Source organism: Aeromonas sp. R2-3 (assembly GCF_040908375.1).
Classification (GTDB): Bacteria; Pseudomonadota; Gammaproteobacteria; order Enterobacterales; family Aeromonadaceae; genus Aeromonas; species Aeromonas veronii.
Genome location: NZ_JBFODP010000032.1, coordinates 317,186 through 333,454, shown reverse-complemented (window position 1 = coordinate 333,454; position 16,269 = coordinate 317,186). Strand labels below are relative to the sequence as shown.

13 protein-coding genes are annotated in these 16,269 nt (G+C 58.8%); 6 read left to right on the top strand and 7 right to left on the bottom strand.

Annotated elements, in window-relative coordinates; all coding sequences use genetic code 11:
• Positions 1-74 precede the first annotated feature (74 nt).
• The 5 genes from AB5Z02_RS19155 to cra form a co-directional block, all read right to left on the bottom strand.
• Entirely contained in the window at positions 75-725 is a 651-nt protein-coding gene (locus AB5Z02_RS19155; protein WP_368216687.1) for a hypothetical protein, read from the bottom strand.
• Between the two features lie 116 nt (positions 726-841).
• The gene (locus AB5Z02_RS19150) at positions 842-1,228 is read right to left on the bottom strand and encodes an MAPEG family protein (RefSeq protein ID WP_368216686.1); all 387 of its coding nucleotides are present in this window, start codon (positions 1,226-1,228) and stop codon (positions 842-844) included.
• A gap of 224 nt (positions 1,229-1,452) precedes the next feature.
• A complete protein-coding gene (locus tag AB5Z02_RS19145) occupies positions 1,453-2,010 on the bottom strand; it encodes a hypothetical protein (protein WP_150998585.1) in 558 nt (185 codons plus the stop codon).
• Between the two features lie 253 nt (positions 2,011-2,263).
• Entirely contained in the window at positions 2,264-3,457 is a 1,194-nt protein-coding gene (locus AB5Z02_RS19140; RefSeq protein WP_047435317.1) for an aromatic amino acid transport family protein, read from the bottom strand.
• Positions 3,458-4,015: 558 nt separating this feature from the next.
• Positions 4,016-5,002 carry a catabolite repressor/activator gene (gene cra / locus AB5Z02_RS19135; RefSeq protein ID WP_368216685.1) on the bottom strand — a complete coding sequence of 329 codons (987 nt, stop codon included), beginning with the start codon at positions 5,000-5,002 and terminating at the stop codon, positions 4,016-4,018.
• Between the two features lie 296 nt (positions 5,003-5,298).
• Here cra and fruB point away from each other — a divergent pair, with 296 nt between their 5' ends.
• From fruB to fruA, 3 genes are read left to right on the top strand one after another with little or no spacing between them, the layout of a single operon-like run.
• The gene (gene fruB, locus AB5Z02_RS19130; RefSeq protein ID WP_368216684.1) at positions 5,299-6,399 is read left to right on the top strand and encodes a fused PTS fructose transporter subunit IIA/HPr protein; all 1,101 of its coding nucleotides are present in this window, start codon (positions 5,299-5,301) and stop codon (positions 6,397-6,399) included.
• Positions 6,399-7,388 carry a 1-phosphofructokinase gene (gene pfkB, locus AB5Z02_RS19125; protein WP_368216683.1) on the top strand — a complete coding sequence of 330 codons (990 nt, stop codon included), beginning with the start codon at positions 6,399-6,401 and terminating at the stop codon, positions 7,386-7,388. The genes fruB and pfkB overlap by 1 nt, the downstream gene beginning before the upstream one ends.
• Entirely contained in the window at positions 7,385-9,121 is a 1,737-nt protein-coding gene (gene fruA / locus AB5Z02_RS19120; protein WP_368216682.1) for a PTS fructose transporter subunit IIBC, read from the top strand. The genes pfkB and fruA overlap by 4 nt, the downstream gene beginning before the upstream one ends.
• Before the next feature lie 736 nt (positions 9,122-9,857).
• On the opposite strand, the gene rne is transcribed toward fruA, so the two are convergent.
• On the bottom strand, positions 9,858-12,941 hold the full coding sequence (gene rne / locus AB5Z02_RS19115) for a ribonuclease E (protein ID WP_231721555.1): 3,084 nt from the start codon (positions 12,939-12,941) through the stop codon (positions 9,858-9,860).
• Positions 12,942-13,353: 412 nt separating this feature from the next.
• Here rne and rluC point away from each other — a divergent pair, with 412 nt between their 5' ends.
• Positions 13,354-14,298, top strand: a complete 945-nt coding sequence (rluC, locus tag AB5Z02_RS19110) for a 23S rRNA pseudouridine(955/2504/2580) synthase RluC (RefSeq protein ID WP_231721554.1) — start codon at positions 13,354-13,356, stop codon at positions 14,296-14,298.
• Positions 14,298-14,960 (top strand): HAD-IA family hydrolase, encoded by a 663-nt coding sequence (locus tag AB5Z02_RS19105; RefSeq protein ID WP_368216681.1) that lies wholly within the window; start codon positions 14,298-14,300, stop codon positions 14,958-14,960. Before rluC ends, AB5Z02_RS19105 begins: the two co-directional genes overlap by 1 nt.
• Positions 14,961-15,046: 86 nt before the next feature.
• Here AB5Z02_RS19105 and AB5Z02_RS19100 read toward each other — a convergent pair whose 3' ends face one another.
• The gene (locus AB5Z02_RS19100) at positions 15,047-15,628 is read right to left on the bottom strand and encodes a nucleoside triphosphate pyrophosphatase (protein WP_231721552.1); all 582 of its coding nucleotides are present in this window, start codon (positions 15,626-15,628) and stop codon (positions 15,047-15,049) included.
• A 119-nt stretch (positions 15,629-15,747) separates the two neighbouring features.
• Here AB5Z02_RS19100 and yceD point away from each other — a divergent pair, with 119 nt between their 5' ends.
• A complete protein-coding gene (gene yceD, locus AB5Z02_RS19095; protein WP_139733195.1) occupies positions 15,748-16,269 on the top strand; it encodes a 23S rRNA accumulation protein YceD in 522 nt (173 codons plus the stop codon).

The window sequence follows — 16,269 nt, the reverse complement described above, 5'->3', positions numbered from 1 at the left end:
TGAAAATGTGTAAACCTATTTCAGGACTAGACACAGCCATGTAATCGGCACTGTGTGGTGCTGCGAGAACCGCGCTAGATGGCGGAGAGGTATTGCTTTTGCATCGCCAGCCAGCGGCCGTTATTGATAAACGCCAGCTGTACCTTGAGCAGGGCCGCAATTTCCGCGCGGTGCTTTTTATCGAGGTAGAGAAAGACCTGTTCTTTGGTGAGCTTCTGCCAGGGGGACGCCAGTGCGGGTTGAGAGGCGGGGCGCATCTTGATGAGCCAATCCACTTTGCCTCGATGCAGTTGGGCAAGCCCCTGCTTCTCATCGTTCAACCAGATGACCTGATAGTTGCCGAGGAAGCGCTCGCACCACTGGATGCCACGCAGGCAGCCAATCACGGTTCCCTTGGCAGGGGGCCAGTTCGGGTTATCCCTTGGCTGACCATAAATCGCCGCCTCCGAGATGGGAGCACCGATCTGCAGCAAGTGGGGATAGGTCTGATCAAAGCCCTTGATCCGGGCCATATCGCCATCGACGGCATGGTTTGCTTCAATCAACTTTTCGCAGCGGGCATAGGTGCAGGGGATCAACTGAAAGTCGATGCCGGCCCGGCCAAACCAGTCATGAATAAAAGGGCGCAATATCGCAGTGTGCTCGACCGCTGCCGCCAGCTTTAGCGGGGTTGCGTGGGCAACGTGAGTCAGCCCGACAAGCAGTAACCAGCCAATCCACTTCATATCGCACTCCTGAATCGGGCTTGTTCAAGCAGAACTGTTGCGACTATCTGTGCAGTAAAGAATAGCCGATGGGGATGGCTGGCAGACCGCTTCGCCAGCTATTCGTGACGGCCGGGTCAGGGGAGCTGCGCCGTGATCAGGATATGGGCAGCGCTCACCAGGATCACCGTGAAGGTCAGCCCCATTCCCGCCACCCGATAACGGAAGTTCTCCGGCGTGCGGCTCATGCCAAAGGCGTGGCAGAGACGGCCAAGGAGCAAGGTGCTCCCCAGCAGATGGATAAGCCAGGGGGCATGGCTGCCGGTTTCAACGAAATAGATGAGCAGCAGGGCGAGGGGGACATACTCGGCAAAGTTGGCATGCACCCGCATGGCACGCAACATGGCGGGGTCATCCCCATGCCCCAGCGCCACCTTGCGGCTATGGCGGGTGCGAATGGTTCGAATGCTCAGCAACACAAACAGCAGCGCGAGCAGGGCCGCGTAAACAGGCAGTATGGTCATGGTATCTGGCTCCTTGTGTGATGATAACGAGGGGCTGGAGTTGAGAGACTCGACATTGCTCGGCATCTCAATGATTTGCCTTGAGGGTAGCAGCAAACTGCGTTAGCACGACCGTCATCTATTCACTTGCCATCTGCCAAGCGCAGGCGCAAAAAAACAGCCCTGCCGAGGTGGCAGGGCTGTTTTTTGATCATATTGATGGTGGGCAGAGCAGGGCCCTGTCATTACCCCTCATAAGGGAGGGAGGAGTGGTGCAGCACGATGCGCACCTTGCCATCATCTCCTTTCTTGAAACCCCAGGTCTTGTCGACTGTAGTTTCCTTGTTGTCGCGATCCACCAGATGCACCTTGCCCATGGTCAGCGCCATGTCGCCGTTGATATAGACGGCGGCGTTGTCATAGCGATAGCTCTGCCAGTTTTTCAGGGCGAACCCTTTGTCGGCGGGGTAGGCGCTGTTGTTGCCGACAAAGTAGGCCAGCGCCCCCTCGCGGTTGGTGCGAAAGGTCTGCTCGCCACCGGCAAGGGTGGGTTTGAACAGCACCGGCCCCTGCTGGTAGCCATAAGCGCTGTCGAGCACCGACTCGGCAGTCGCCTTGGCGCGCTCAATCCCACCGGCGCGATAGTCATCGCTGATCTTGATGAGCGCCGCGCCCCAACCATCCTGCGCGGCCTTGATCTCCGCCTCGGTAATATTGTTGTTGGCGATTTCGGCTGCGCTGAGTGCGCCGCTGGCGGCAAGCAGGACGAGGGCAAGGGTGCTCTTCTTGAGGTGCAACATCATTGTTTTCAAACTCCTGATAGCGATAAACGAGCGGGCAGTGTAGCGAAGGAGCATGAACGGTTTTTGAACTGATTATTCAGGGTTGGGTAGTAAAAAGGTCGGTATATAGCTGAAGGTTTGGGTGTTTGTTTGGTAAGGGTCGCAGTCTTAATTAATGGCGGATGCCTGTATCCAACTTGATTTCTTGTCCAACAAAAAGCCCCGCCAATCAGATTGGCGGGGCTTTGCTATTTGGGGGCATCAGTATCGGGGATTACAGCGCTGGCAGCATTCCAAGGCTGACGCTGATCTGTACGCCAACAATCAGCACGCCCATGGCGGCGGCCACTCCCAGCGCCACCACGCCACCCGGGGCGCGGTAGTGGTGGGCGGGGGCTTGCTTGCGGCTCTGCCACACCAGCGCCACCGGCAGCAGTACCGCGAGGATCGCCAGCGCAATCGCGGCGTAGCCGAGCGCCATGATAAAGCCCTGCGGGAAGTAGAGGGCAAACAGCAATGGCGGCACAAAGGTGATGAGGCCGGTCTGGGTGCGGCCCTGCCAGTTGTCCTTGCGGCGGGTCACCTTGGCCATAAAGTCGAACAGCCCCAGCGTCACCCCGAGGAAGGAGGTGGCGAGCGCCAGATCGGCAAACAGGTGCATCGCCTGATTAAACGCAGGCCAGCTCACCAGCTTGCCGACGTTGGCCAGCAGGCTGTCCAGCGCGCCGCCGGTTTGCAGCAGGGCTTGCTGGCCGAGCAGACCTAGGATTGCTACCTGCCACAGCACATAGAGGATCAGCGGCAGGGCTGAGCCCCAGACAAAGACTCGGCGCAACTGCTTGGGGCAGTCACCGAGGTAGAGCATCACGCTCGGAATGGAGCCGTGAAAGCCGAACGAGGTGAAGATCACCGGCAGGCCCGCCAGCAACAGGCCCTGACCCAGCGGCATCGAGAGCAGATGCTGCCCTTCAGTGCGGGGCAGCAGCAACGCCAGCACCACCACCATGATCACCAGTTTGACAGTGAACATCAGCCGGTTGAGGTAATCCACCGAGCGGGTGCCAACACAGACCATGCCGCCAAACAGCAGGGTAAAGGCCCAGGCGGCCTGCTCCTGGCTCAGGGTCATGCCCGCATCGGCCAGCGCCTGTGCCAGCAGGCTGCTGCCACCGCTGATGTAGGCGGAGGCGAGCGAGTAGAACAGCATCAGGATACAGAAGGAGGCGATGCGCTTGCCCCAGGGGCCGAGCAGATGGTCCGCCAGCTGGTGCAGGTACCATTTGCCGGTGTTGAGGCTTGCCTCTACTTGCAGCATGGCGGTGAAGGCCATCAGGGCCCAGAGGCCGACCATCAACATCAGGGTGGCGGGGCCGCCGAGGGAGGAGGAGGCCAGCGGCAGGGCCAGCATGCCGGCGCCTATGGTGGTGCCGGCAATCAACAGGGTACAACCCAGGGTTTTGGTATTCATGTTATCCATCCGAACGTAGCGGTGTCAGTGCAAACAGGCGATGTCAGCAGTGACGTCAACAAGAGGGGCCGATTGGCGTTATCAGAAGGAGCCTCCGGTGATAGGGCCGGAGGCTAGCAATATCGGAACGGGAACATCTGTACCTAAAACCTGTCAGTTGTAAAAGATGGTTGCCACGTTAGCGGATCAAAATAGCGGAAACAACCCCTTTTATACGAATCTTGTGCTGGCTTGTGGCAACAAGTGGAAATAAATGATGACAGTGATAGCTAATTGCAGAAAAAAGCACCGAAAACATGACTGGCAGGGGCTCATTGATACAGGTCAGCCAAGTGGTTGCTGCACGGATGGGGGAGTGCCTTGTCGTGGCATTGGCGTTTAGTTGCTGGGTGAAAGGAGTGTGGAGGCCGGTTGTTTAGTCGGCCAGACGGTAGAGAAAGTAAAGCGGGCGGGTAGGGTAGTGGGGGAAAACAATAAGGCTGCCGATGCTGGCAGCCTTATTGTCATCTGTTCGCTTTACCCACCCATTGACAGCAAATCGGGTCTGCTGCGGTCAGGTTAGCGACGGCGCTTGAGGGTGCGGCTCACATAGTGCAGCCCGCTCTGGTAGTCGCCGTTCACCGCCTTGAGCGCTAGCTCCAGCGCCTGGCTCGCCAGGGCATCGTGCTGCTGGGGCAGAGAGTTGATGCCAAAGGGGAGAAAGTCAAGCAGCCGATCGTCCCCGAAGGTGGCCATGGCGAGCTGGCTCATATCGATCTCTTGCTCCAACAGGTAGTCGAGTACCCCCTCCATCAGGATATAGGAGGTAGTGATTAGCGCTTCGGGCAGTTGACCCAGCTGCTGGTGCAGATCTTTGATCAGGCGATACCCCTCAAGGCGAGAGAAGTGATCCCCCTCGCACAGGTGGCGAGCCTCGCTGTGACTGGCGACCGCCTGCTCGAAACCGGCTTTGCGCTCCTGACTGATCGTGAGTGCCGGCAGCGCGGTGATCAAGGCGATATGGCGCATAGTCGGGGTGAGCAGGGAGCTGGTGAGATCAAAGCTCGCTTTCTCGTTTTCACTGGCGACGGTGACGAACTTGTCGGCTGCCATCGCCCGGTCGATGGCGAGGATTTGGCTGCCTTGCGCCTGCAATTTGCCGTAGAAGGGGTCGTCTGGCGGCAGGCAACTGGCCACCAGCAGGGCGTCCACATGGCGGCTCACCAGCATCTGGGCCAGCTCTTTTTCGGTGGCAGGATCATCCTCCGAGCAGACGATGAGCAGCTGATAGCCCTGCGCCCGGGCCCCCTGTTCCAGCCGTTTGGCCAGCTTGGCGTAACTGGCGTTCTCAAGGTCGGGCAGGATAAAGCCCAGAGTCTTGGTCTGGCCGCCGCGCAGGGAGGCGGCGCGGCTGTCCGGCTGGTAGTTATGGGCGGTGACCACGGCCATCACCTTGTCGCGGGTGGCCTGGCTGATGCGGTATTGGTCGGCCTTGCCATTGATCACATAGCTTGCCGTGGTGCGCGAGACACCGGCGAGGGCGGCGATTTCATCCAGTTTCATCATATTGGCTCTGTTTGAGTTGCAAGGCCCACGGTCACTGCCGGGTGAGGGCACCGAAAAGTGTGCGCGGGATCATATCATTGAAAAGCACTCTTTGTGGGTACTTGATCAATTCGCTGAAACGATTCAGTCTGAGTGTAAGTGAAACGATTCAGCCTGTCAGCAGCGAAGAGACCCAGTGGCCTGAAAATCGGGCCCCGATCACAGTGAACCGTGTTCGGGTCTATTGTCAGTTGGCGAGTTACCCGAATGTTCAATTGTGACGTACCGGCGTGGCCGGAACCTGATGGAGAGTCTCTATGTTGAAGTTGGCGCGAGAGCAGATCTTGCTGGGGCAGTCGGTGGCGACCAAGTCGGACGCCATTGCCCTGCTGGCAGGCAAACTGACCGAAGCCGGTCTGGTGGAAGCGGGCTATGTGGATGGGATGCTGGCCCGTGAAGCGCAGCATGCCACCTATCTTGGCAGCGGCATCGCCATTCCCCACGGCACCACCGATACCCGTCATCTGGTGAAGAGCACCGGCGTCATGGTGGCCCAATTCCCTCATGGCATCGAGTGGGACGAGGGGCAGATCGCCTACGTCGCCATCGGCATCGCCGCCAAGTCCGACGAGCATCTGGGCATCTTGCGCCAGCTCACTCATGTGCTGGGTGACGAGCAGGCGGCAGCCCAGCTCAAAGAGGCCACCGATGCCGACACCATCATCAATATCCTGACCGGCGCCACTGCCGCCAAAGAGGTGCAATACCTGACCCTGGCCGACTTCCCGGCCGATGATCGCGACCAGCTGCTGCTGGGGGCGGCCGCCCGCGCCAAATCGGCGGGCTGGGGCGATGCCGCCATGGTGAGCGCCCTGCTGGCAAGCGAACCTGCCTATCTGGGCGAGGGCGTCTGGCTCGCTCGAGCACAAGCGGCCCAGACCGGTTGGGTGCTGGCCACCCCGAGTAGCGCCCTCACGGCAGGGGAGCAGCCGGTCAGCGCCATGCTGCTGCTGTGCGCCGCAGATAGCAGCCATCTGCCGCAACTGGAGAATCTGGCCAAACTGGCGGCTGTCGGCCAACTCGCTACGCTGGCGGGCGGCGAGGGACTGGCCATGCTGCAAGCGGGCCCCGCGAGCGGTCTTTCCGAAACCTTCACCATCATCAACCCCCACGGTCTGCACGCCCGCCCGGGCGCCATGCTGGTCAAGGTGGCCAAAGAGTTTGAATCAGATATCCGGGTTGCCAATCTGGATGGTAGCGGCGAAGCGGTCTCCGCCAAGAGCCTGATGAAGGTGATCGGCCTTGGGGTCAAGTGTGGGCATCGTTTGGCATTTCGCGCCGAAGGGGCAGATGCCGAAGCGGCCCTCAAGGGGATCGGTGAGGCGATCGCCGCTGGTCTGGGCGAGGGGGCGCATTGATGAAGATTGTCACCATTACCCTCAACCCCGCCCTTGATCTCACTACTCGCCTTGAGGCAATGAGCCTTGGCGAGGTCAATCTGGTGAACGAGGCCAACCTGCGTGCCGCAGGCAAGGGGATCAACGTCGCCATGGTGCTCAAGGATCTGGGCCGCGACGTAGGCGTCACCGGCTGGCTGGGCGCTGACAATGAACAGAGTTTTGCCTCCCTGTTTGCAGAGCGGGCGTTGGATGATCACTTTGTGCGCGTAGCGGGCAGCACCCGCATCAACGTCAAGATCTCCGAGCAGTCTGGTCGGGTCACCGATCTCAACCTGCCGGGGCTCACCATCCAGCAAGGGGAGGTGAGCGCGCTGGAGCAGGCCATCGACCAATTGGCTGCACATGCTGAGTGGTTCGTGCTGGCGGGCAGCCTGCCCAAAGGGGTGGCTCCCGATTACTGCGCCCATCTGATCCGCTTGCTCAAGGCCAAGGGCAAGCAGGTGATCTTCGATTGCAGCGGTGCGGCCTTAAGCGAAGGGATCAAGGCGGCGCCGACCCTGGTCAAGCCCAATCTGGAGGAGCTCGGCCAGTGGGCGGGTCGCCCCATCAAGACCCTGAGCGAGCAGGCCGAGTGTGCCCGCGCGCTGCAGGCAAGCGGGATCCCCAACGTGGTGATCTCCAACGGCGCCGATGGCCTCATCTGGTTTGCCCCGGATGCCGTTTGGCAAGCCATTCCGCCGCGGATGCAGGTGGTCAGCACGGTTGGTGCTGGCGATTCTCTGGTGGCAGGTCTCGCCCATGGTCTCAGCCTTGGCTGGGCGCCGGAGCAGACCCTGCGGCTGGCCACCGCCGTCTCGGCCTTGGCGGTCAGTCAGGTCGCAGTCGGCTTTGACGATATCAATGTGCTCAACCCTTTACTTGAACAGGTGCGCGTAGAGCGTCTGGATGCGCTGGCACCGGTTCAATGCCATACCCCCTCAATGGAAAACTCAGGAGATGCCCAATGAAAGCAATCTTGGTTACGGCTTGCCCGGCGGGCATTGCCACCAGCTTTCTCGCTGCAAAACGGATAGAACAGCAGGCCAAACTGGCTGGCTGGGAACTCACCCTCGACGTCGGCTCCAGTGTGCAACCGCGCCAGATCCCCTCAAAAGAGCAGATTGCCGCGGCCGACCTGGTGCTGGTTGTCGCCAGTGCTCCGGTGGATCTCGCTGCCTATGATGGCAAGCAGGTCTATCAGGGCAGCATGGATCTCGCCCTGCAGGATCCGGCCGCCTTGCTGGAGGCAGCCGCCAGCGGCGCCAGTGTCTATCGTCATCAAGCCGTCTCCGCCGTTGCCAATGCTGCCGCCAAACCGGCCGCCGCTGGCAAGCGCATCGTGGCAGTGACAGCGTGCCCGACTGGCGTTGCCCACACCTTTATGTCGGCAGAAGCGCTGGAGACCATGGCCAAACAGCTGGGTTATCAGATCCGTGTCGAGACCCAAGGCTCGGTCGGTGCCCAGAACGCCCTGACTGCCGAGGAGATTGCATCTGCCGATCTGGTGTTCCTCGCCACCGATATCGAGGTGGACATGGCCCGTTTCGATGGTAAGCCGGTTTATCGCACCAGCACGGGCGCTGCGCTGAAGAAAACCCGCGCCGAGCTCGACAAGGCGTGGAACGAGGCGACACTCTATCGCCACAGCGGTGCCAGCCAACCCAAGAAAGAGGAAAAAGCCGGCCCCTACAAGCACCTGTTGACCGGCGTCTCCTTCATGCTGCCCATGGTGGTGGCGGGCGGCCTTATCATCGCGCTCTCGTTTGTGTTCGGTATCGAAGCGTTCAAGGTGGAAGGCACTCTGGCCGCCGCTCTGATGAAGATCGGTGGTGGCTCCGCCTTTGCCCTGATGATCCCGGTGCTGGCCGGTTACATTGCCTACTCCATCGCTGACCGCCCGGGTCTCGCTCCCGGCATGATCGGCGGTATGCTGGCAAGCTCGCTGGGTGCCGGTTTCCTCGGTGGCATCGTGGCCGGTTTCCTGGCCGGTTACAGCGCCAAGTACCTGAGCGACAAGGTGCGCTTGCCGACCACCCTGGAAGCGCTCAAGCCCATCCTGATCATTCCGTTGGTGGCCAGCCTCTTTACCGGTCTGGTGATGATCTACGTAGTGGGTGGTCCGGTGGCTGGCATCATGAATGCCATGACCGAGTTCCTCAACAACATGGGTTCTGCCAACGCCGTGCTGCTGGGTGTCATCATCGGCGCCATGATGTGCTTCGACATGGGCGGCCCTGTCAACAAGGCGGCCTACGCCTTCGGGGTCGGCCTGCTGGCCTCCAAAACCTACGCCCCGATGGCAGCGGTAATGGCCGCCGGCATGGTGCCGGCATTGGGGATGGGGATCGCCACCTTCCTGGCCCGCACCAAGTTCATCAAGGCGGAGCAGGAAGCGGGCAAGGCCTCCTTCGTGCTGGGTCTGTGCTTTATCTCCGAGGGGGCCATCCCGTTTGCCGCCAAGGATCCGATGCGGGTCATCCCGGCCTGTATGGTTGGCGGCGCCCTGACCGGTGCGCTCTCCATGCTGTTCGGCTGCGAGCTGATGGCACCCCACGGCGGCCTGTTCGTGCTCTTTATCCCGCACGCTATCAGCAACGTCATGATGTATATCGTGGCGATTGCGGCAGGCTCGCTGCTGACCGGTGTCTCCTACGCCATGCTCAAGCGCGGTGAAGAGCAGGCCAAGCTGGCAACAGCCTGATAGTCATTCCACTTTCAAAGCGAGCAGTTCAATGCCGCCCGGTTGCAAAGCCGGGCGGCATTTTTATATGCCTTTTAAACAGAATCGTTGAGCAGCGGTTACTGAGGTTTCGCGTATTGGGGCCAGCGTCTTGCTCAGTTTCAACACTTAATTGTGTGGGGAAGGGCCGTAACCAATATCTCGTGCATTGATTGTGTTGCCGCTAGGATAGGGGAGCTGGCTTGTTCCCGGGAAGCAAATCTATATGTTACCTTTATGTGCATCTGTGTAGATGCAACCTGAGTTGATCATCAGTTAAACAAGACCTGAGGCAGGTTTGCTTTATGTCGAACCTCCTCATTTCTGCGAAAGGAGGATTCAGGTCTCGGTACAACCGAATGCCCTGGTTGGCAAGTATGCATTGAACCAGAGGGTTCCATATCAAATAGATCTTGAACCCCACACCAGACCATTGTAGATCGTCATAAATACAACTTTTTGTATGCCAACAAACAAGATTTTACACAGACAAACTCAATTCGCATCATGCTGAACATAGAAGTAGAAAATGGACTTTCTCTGTTACGTCAAAAAGTAAACACGAGTTAGCGCAGTGTTCAATGATAGAGAGATAACAGACAAAGCGGCTTTGCAGAACATGGGTATTAATGTGTCTGTGAGTGCACAGGGGAAAAGAGAAATAAAAAAAGCCACACCGGTTGGTGTGGCTTTTGTTTAGGGGGTCAACCCGGGTTGCTTAGGGGCGACCGGCCGGGCAGGTGGCCACGTTGACGGCGGCAGTGCTGCCACCATGACGACCTGATGTGCTCACTTCGTTGCGTACCAGCGGAGGGTAGTTAACCGGCTCACGAGCAGGCAGGGCAGGGGCTTCGGCAGGGGTTGCCATCGGCGCGGATGCTTTGCGGGCACGAGCCAGCAGGCCGGCACCGTGAGCTACCTGTTTGGTCACGACCTGCGTCTCTTCCACCGCAACCGCAGCGACAGGAGCCGGGGCTTCGACAACAGCAACTGGCATTTCGACTGCAGCCGGTGCAGCTTCCACGACAGGAGTGCTGACAGCCGGGGCTTCTTCAACAACCGGAGCGGTTTCAACCACGGTAGCGGCAGCCACGTCGACAGCAGGAGCGGCGACAACGGCAACTTCTGGCTCTGCTGCAACCACGACGTCTGCGACAGCTGCAACAACCGGGCTAGCGATCACATCGGCTTGAGTTGCTTCGACCTGGGCAGCAGCCTGTTCGGCAGCTTCTTCAGCAACGGCTTCGACAACCACATGCTCGGTCAGTGCCGCAGAGGCTTGCAGGGCAGCAGCGACGGCTTCAGCGCTCGGGATGGTAACAACAGGCACTACCGGCTCTTCAACCTGCGCTTTGGCAATATCTGCTTGGGCGGCGGTAGTCAGAGTAGGCTCGGCTTGTTGCTCTTCATCACGCTGGCTACGTGCTTCTTCATTAATACGCTTGCGACGTTGGCCTTCGATGCGCTGGCTGCGCGGAGTACGGCGTGAACGGCGCTGGCCTTCACTCTGCTCTTCCTGCTCGTTACCCACGGTAGCATCGATCACTTCAGCTTGCGTTGGTACTTCGTCAACCGGCAGGGCAGGGGTGTCAGCAGCGGCGACATCGACGCGGATCTGCTTGCGCAGTTGGCGACGTTCGCGGCGCTCGGCCACTTTCTGCTCTTTTTCCTGACGTGGCTGGGCGGCAGTTGTATCGACGGTATCTACCGCTTCAACAACGACTTCGGCGCGCGGCTCACGGGGCGCACGAGGTTCACGGGCCGGACGTGGTGCACGTTCCTGGCGCGGTTCGCGCTCCTGACGGGGTTCACGTTCCATGCGCTGTTCGCTGCGCACTTCGCCACGAGCTTCACGCTCCTGACGAGGCTCGCGCTCTTTACGTGGACGGCGATTGCGGTTTTCACCGGCTTCGCGGTTGCCACCTTCACGCTTCTCGCCTGCTTCCGCATTGTTGCGGTTGCCACGATTGTCGTCACGACGAGGACGCTGACCACGGCCACGGCCTTCTTCGCGCTGGTGACGTTGACCTTCATCCTTGCGTGCTTCACGAGCTGCAGGTTTCTCGGCGGGCGCTTTTACGTCGGCAGGGGCTGCATCGCTGCTGAACAGGCCGGTAATGCCTTTGATCAGCTTGCTGAAGAAGCCAGCTTCGGCAGGGGCCGCAGCGACGGGAGCCGCCGGCTGTTGCGGTGCAACAGGGGCCGGTTGTGCCGGTTGGGCAAAGCCTTGCAGCAGCGGTTGCTCACGCTCGATCACCTGAGCTTGCTTCGGTTGGTAGACCGGCTTGGCAATCTCGGTTTTCAGCTCGTAGCTGGCCGCTTCCGGGATCTCGTTCTGACGAATGCGGGTTACTTCGTAGTGCGGGGTTTCCAGATGCTGGTTCGGAATGATGTAAACACGCACATCATTGCGCTGTTCCAGACTGGCGATGGCGGCACGCTTCTCGTTAAGCAGATAGGCGGCAACATCCACCGGCACTTGGCCGTGAACCTGCTCGGTGTTGTCCTTCATGGCCTCTTCTTCGATGAGACGCAGGATGGACAGGGCGAGGGATTCGTTGTCACGGATCACGCCTTGACCCTGGCAACGGGGGCAGATATGGCTGCTGGACTCGTTGAGGGAGGGGCGCAGACGCTGGCGAGACATCTCCAGCAGACCGAAACGGGAGATCCGGCCCAGCTGGATGCGGGCGCGATCCTGATGCACCGCTTCACGCAGACGGTTTTCCACTTCGCGCTGATGACGAACTGGCGTCATGTCGATGAAGTCGATAACGATCAGGCCACCCAGGTCGCGCAGACGCAATTGACGGGCAATTTCGTCGGCGGCTTCCAGGTTGGTTTGCAACGCAGTCTCTTCGATATCGCCGCCCTTGGTGGCGCGGGAGGAGTTGATATCGATGGAGGTCAGTGCTTCGGTCGGATCGATAACGATGCTGCCGCCGGAGGGGAGGCGCACTTCACGCTGGAAGGCAGATTCGATCTGGCTCTCAATCTGGAAGTGGTTGAACAGGGCAACTTCACCCTTGTACAGCTTCACACGGTTGAGGAAATCCGGACGCACCAGCTCGATATGGGCCTTGGCGCGTTCGAAAATCACCGGATTGTCGATCAGGATCTCGCCCACATCGCGACGCAGATAGTCACGGATGGCACGCACGATGACGTTACTTTCCTGGTGGATCAGTACCGGCGCAGCGCGCTCCTGGGAGGCCTTGTGGATGGAGTCCCAGTGGTTGAGCAGGACGTTCAAATCCCACTCCAGCTCTTCTGGCGACTTGCCTACACCGGCAGTGCGCACGATCAGGCCCATGCCTTCCGGCACGGTCAGTCCGCTCAGGGCTTCTTTCAGTTCAGTCCGCTCATCACCCTCGATGCGGCGGGAGATACCACCGGCACGGGGGTTGTTGGGCATCAGTACCAGGTAGCTACCTGCCAGGCTGATAAAGGTGGTGAGGGCTGCACCCTTGGTGCCACGCTCTTCCTTGTCGATCTGGACGATAACTTCCTGACCTTCGCGGACCACTTCTTTGATGTTGGGACGACCCTGATAGGAGTAACCGGAGGGGAAGTAATTGCGGGCGATCTCCTTCAACGGCAGGAAACCGTGGCGCTCGGCGCCGTAATCAACAAAAGCAGCTTCAAGGCTGGGTTCTACGCGGGTGATCTTACCCTTGTAAATGTTCGCTTTCTTCTGCTCGTGTCCCGGACTTTCAATATCCAAATCGTAGAGCTGTTGTCCGTCAACCAGCGCTACGCGCAACTCCTCTTCTTGAGTTGCGTTGATAAGCATTCTTTTCATTGAGTTCTCATTATTGTGTCATTTTGATTTCCTCCATCTGGGTCCTGCCAGCGCCGGCCTCGGGTCTTCAGCATACTGGGGCAACCTCCCGGTTGGGGTATGCATGAGGCGCAAACTAAGGGCGTTCTGGTCATCTTTTCTCGAGAAGAGATGAATAAGGATGCCGAAATGGAGACAAATAAACGGTGATGTTTGTGTTCTCCATGCGTTGTACCTCGCACCCGGGAACCGTCATGTTCTTCTAGACACGGTGTATCGGGATTGGGTGGCATACTTTTTGGCCACTTAGTACAAGGCTTGAACACAATGACAAAACCTTGTTTATTATCCCATTTAAACCTCTTTTATAGCAAGGCGCCATTTTTCAACAAACCAGCAGCCAAGGGGCGCTGGCAGTGGTAAAATCCGCGCCATGACACAGATACATCAACAAGTGCAGCTGCTCACCATCGAAGCTGAGCATGACGGGCAGCGCATCGACAATTTTCTCAAGACTCAGCTAAAGGGCGTCCCCAAGAGCCTGATCTATCGCATCCTTCGCAAAGGTGAAGTGCGAGTAAACAAAAAGCGCATCAAACCGGAGTACAAACTCTGCGCAGGCGATGAGGTGCGGGTTCCTCCCGTTCGCGTCGCTGAAAAAAATGAGCTGCCATCCGCCAACCTGAGTGTTATCCAGCGTCTGGAGAGCCAGATCCTGTTTGAAGACGATGCCATGATCGTGCTGAACAAGCCCTCCGGCATGGCCGTACATGGCGGCAGCGGCCTGAGCTTTGGCGTGATAGAAGGGCTGCGAGCCCTGCGGCCGGAAGCCCGTTTCCTCGAGCTGGTTCATCGACTGGATCGCGATACCTCTGGCGTACTGCTGGTTGCTAAAAAACGCAGCGCCCTGCGCAGCCTGCATGAGCAGTTGCGCGTCAAAACCATGCGCAAGCAGTATCTCGCGCTGGTTCGTGGCAAGTGGCAGGCTCACGTCAAGGTGGTCAATGCCCCGCTGCGCAAAAACGACCTGCAGTCTGGCGAACGGGTAGTGCGAGTCAGCGCCGATGGCAAGCCATCGGAAACCCGATTCCGTATCGTGCGTCAATTTGCCGAAGCGACCCTGGTCGAGTGCTGCCCTATCACCGGTCGTACTCACCAGATCCGGGTGCACACCCTGCATGCCGGTCACCCGATCGCCTGTGACGATAAGTACGGTGAAGCGGCGTTTGACGAGAAAATGCGCAGCCAAGGGCTGAAACGGCTCTTTTTGCATGCCTGGAAGCTCAGCTTCACCCATCCGGCCGATGGTCGCGAGATGCAGGTAGAAGCGCCGCTGGCACCTGAACTCGACAACTTCCTCAACGGCTTGCCACGCTGATGCAGGATATCCGGCTCGCCATTTTCGATTGGGACGGTACCCTGATGGATTCGGTGGGCCGGATTGCTGCCTGTGTGCAGGGGGCCGCCAGAGATTGTGAGCTGGCGGTACCTGCACCAGCCCAGATCCGGCAGATCATCGGATTGAGCCTTGATGTTGCCATGTCCCGCCTGTTCCCTTTGTGTAGCGACAGTGGCACCGCCATTGATGAGCGCCAGATTGGCATGCTCATCGATCGTTATCGCCATCACTATCTGCACGATGCTACCCCCAGTCCGCTGTTTGCCGGGGCAGAGGAGCTGCTGCATGACTGGCGGTCACAGGGGTTGCAACTGGCCGTCGCGACCGGCAAATCACGCCGTGGGCTGGATCGGGTATTGGATGAGACCGGGCTGCGTGCGTTGTTTGTTACCAGTCGTGGCGCCGATGAGGCCCGCTCCAAGCCTGATCCGCTGATGCTTGAGCAGATCCTAGCCGAGCTGGGGCTGTCACCCCGGCAGGCGGTGATGGTCGGCGACTCTGTTCACGATATGGCGATGGCCGAGGCAATCGCCATGCCGCGCATTGGCGTCACCTGGGGGGTGGATAGCTGCGATGCCCTCAGTCGTTACGAGCCAGTAGCAGTGGTTGACTCTATGACGGCTCTTCGCACGTTGTTGTAAACGTCTCTCGCCTTGAGTGACAGATAAAAGGCCGGTCAATTGACCGGGCCTTTTATATATCTTCTAGCTCATCCATTTGCCCACAATCAGGGCAGGGCGATGCCGTGGCGCTCCAGCAGTTCGATCAGGCCGATCAGCGGCAGACCGATCAATGCGTTAGGATCGCGCCCTTCCAGCCCCTTGAACAGCACGATCCCCATCCCTTCGCATTTGAAACTGCCAGCACAATCGAGGGGCAGTTCAGCCTCTACATAGCGGCGAATGGCGGCTTCATCGAGGTTGCGAAAATGAACGGTGAAAGGTTCCACCAGTTGATGAGCCTCACCGGTTGCGGCATTTACCACGCACAGGCCGGTGTAGAAGGCGACGCTGCGACCTTGAGCCGCCATCAACTGGGCGATGGCATTGTCGATGGTGCCCGGTTTGCCGAGGATGTGATTATCGCAGACACACACCTGATCAGATCCGATGATCAAGCCGTGATCACGTTGCCCGGCGATGGCATCAGCCTTGGCACGAGCCAGTCTGGCCACCAGCGCCTCGGCGGATTCGCCAGCCAGTGGTTGCTCATCCACATCGGGGGCTGCACATTCAAAGGGGAGACCGAGCTTCTCCAGCAGGGCTTTGCGATAGCGAGAAGTTGAGGCGAGGATCAGATTCTGTGGCATAATCGAGTTACCGATGAAAGCAGGTACCGGCATTCTAGGGACTTGTGACGTTAAAATCATCGGCGGTAAGGACTTTTTCCTTTGACTATCAGTTGTTGGACCTATATTATTCGCGCCCTATGCAAAAGGTGAAGTTGCCCGTTAAGGTTGATCCAGTCCGTAGTGCCTTGAAGCTGCTCGATTACATCGGGATAGTGGAAAAGTCGCAGATGCCCAGGCTGGAGGAATCAACCGCTGGCTTGCAGAGTCATATCGAGGTATCACTGCACTTTGGCAAAGATGTCCAGAAGTTGACCGTTATGAAAGGCACTGCCCATGCCAAGGTTGACCTGGTTTGCCAACGTTGCGGAGAGACATTCGAACACCTCTGTGAAGCTGAATTTATCTACACTCCGCTGTTCGAAAGAACAAACGAGGAAGAACTGCCGGAAGCTTATGAGCCCATTGAGTTGGACGAAAACGGCGAGATAGATCTTCATCAAATCCTGGAGGATGAACTCATCCTCTCGTTGCCTCAAGTCGCAATGCATTCTCTGGATGCATGCCCGAGAGGAAACATGGAGATGACTTGGGGTGAAATCGAACCTGCTGATGAGCGGCCGAATCCCTTTGCAGTTCTTGAAGAGCTTAAACGTAAGTGA

Excerpts from the sequence above, each read along its gene's own strand:
- AB5Z02_RS19155 (WP_368216687.1), bottom strand. The coding sequence starts at position 725 with ATGAAGTGGATTGGCTGGTTACTGCTTGTCGGGCTGACTCACGTTGCC.
- AB5Z02_RS19150 (WP_368216686.1), bottom strand. The coding sequence starts at position 1,228 with ATGACCATACTGCCTGTTTACGCGGCCCTGCTCGCGCTGCTGTTTGTG.
- AB5Z02_RS19145 (WP_150998585.1), bottom strand. The coding sequence starts at position 2,010 with ATGATGTTGCACCTCAAGAAGAGCACCCTTGCCCTCGTCCTGCTTGCC.
- AB5Z02_RS19140 (WP_047435317.1), bottom strand. The coding sequence starts at position 3,457 with ATGAATACCAAAACCCTGGGTTGTACCCTGTTGATTGCCGGCACCACC.
- cra (WP_368216685.1), bottom strand. The coding sequence starts at position 5,002 with ATGATGAAACTGGATGAAATCGCCGCCCTCGCCGGTGTCTCGCGCACC.
- fruB (WP_368216684.1), top strand. The coding sequence starts at position 5,299 with ATGTTGAAGTTGGCGCGAGAGCAGATCTTGCTGGGGCAGTCGGTGGCG.
- pfkB (WP_368216683.1), top strand. The coding sequence starts at position 6,399 with ATGAAGATTGTCACCATTACCCTCAACCCCGCCCTTGATCTCACTACT.
- fruA (WP_368216682.1), top strand. The coding sequence starts at position 7,385 with ATGAAAGCAATCTTGGTTACGGCTTGCCCGGCGGGCATTGCCACCAGC.
- rne (WP_231721555.1), bottom strand. The coding sequence starts at position 12,941 with ATGAAAAGAATGCTTATCAACGCAACTCAAGAAGAGGAGTTGCGCGTA.
- rluC (WP_231721554.1), top strand. The coding sequence starts at position 13,354 with ATGACACAGATACATCAACAAGTGCAGCTGCTCACCATCGAAGCTGAG.
- AB5Z02_RS19105 (WP_368216681.1), top strand. The coding sequence starts at position 14,298 with ATGCAGGATATCCGGCTCGCCATTTTCGATTGGGACGGTACCCTGATG.
- AB5Z02_RS19100 (WP_231721552.1), bottom strand. The coding sequence starts at position 15,628 with ATGCCACAGAATCTGATCCTCGCCTCAACTTCTCGCTATCGCAAAGCC.
- yceD (WP_139733195.1), top strand. The coding sequence starts at position 15,748 with ATGCAAAAGGTGAAGTTGCCCGTTAAGGTTGATCCAGTCCGTAGTGCC.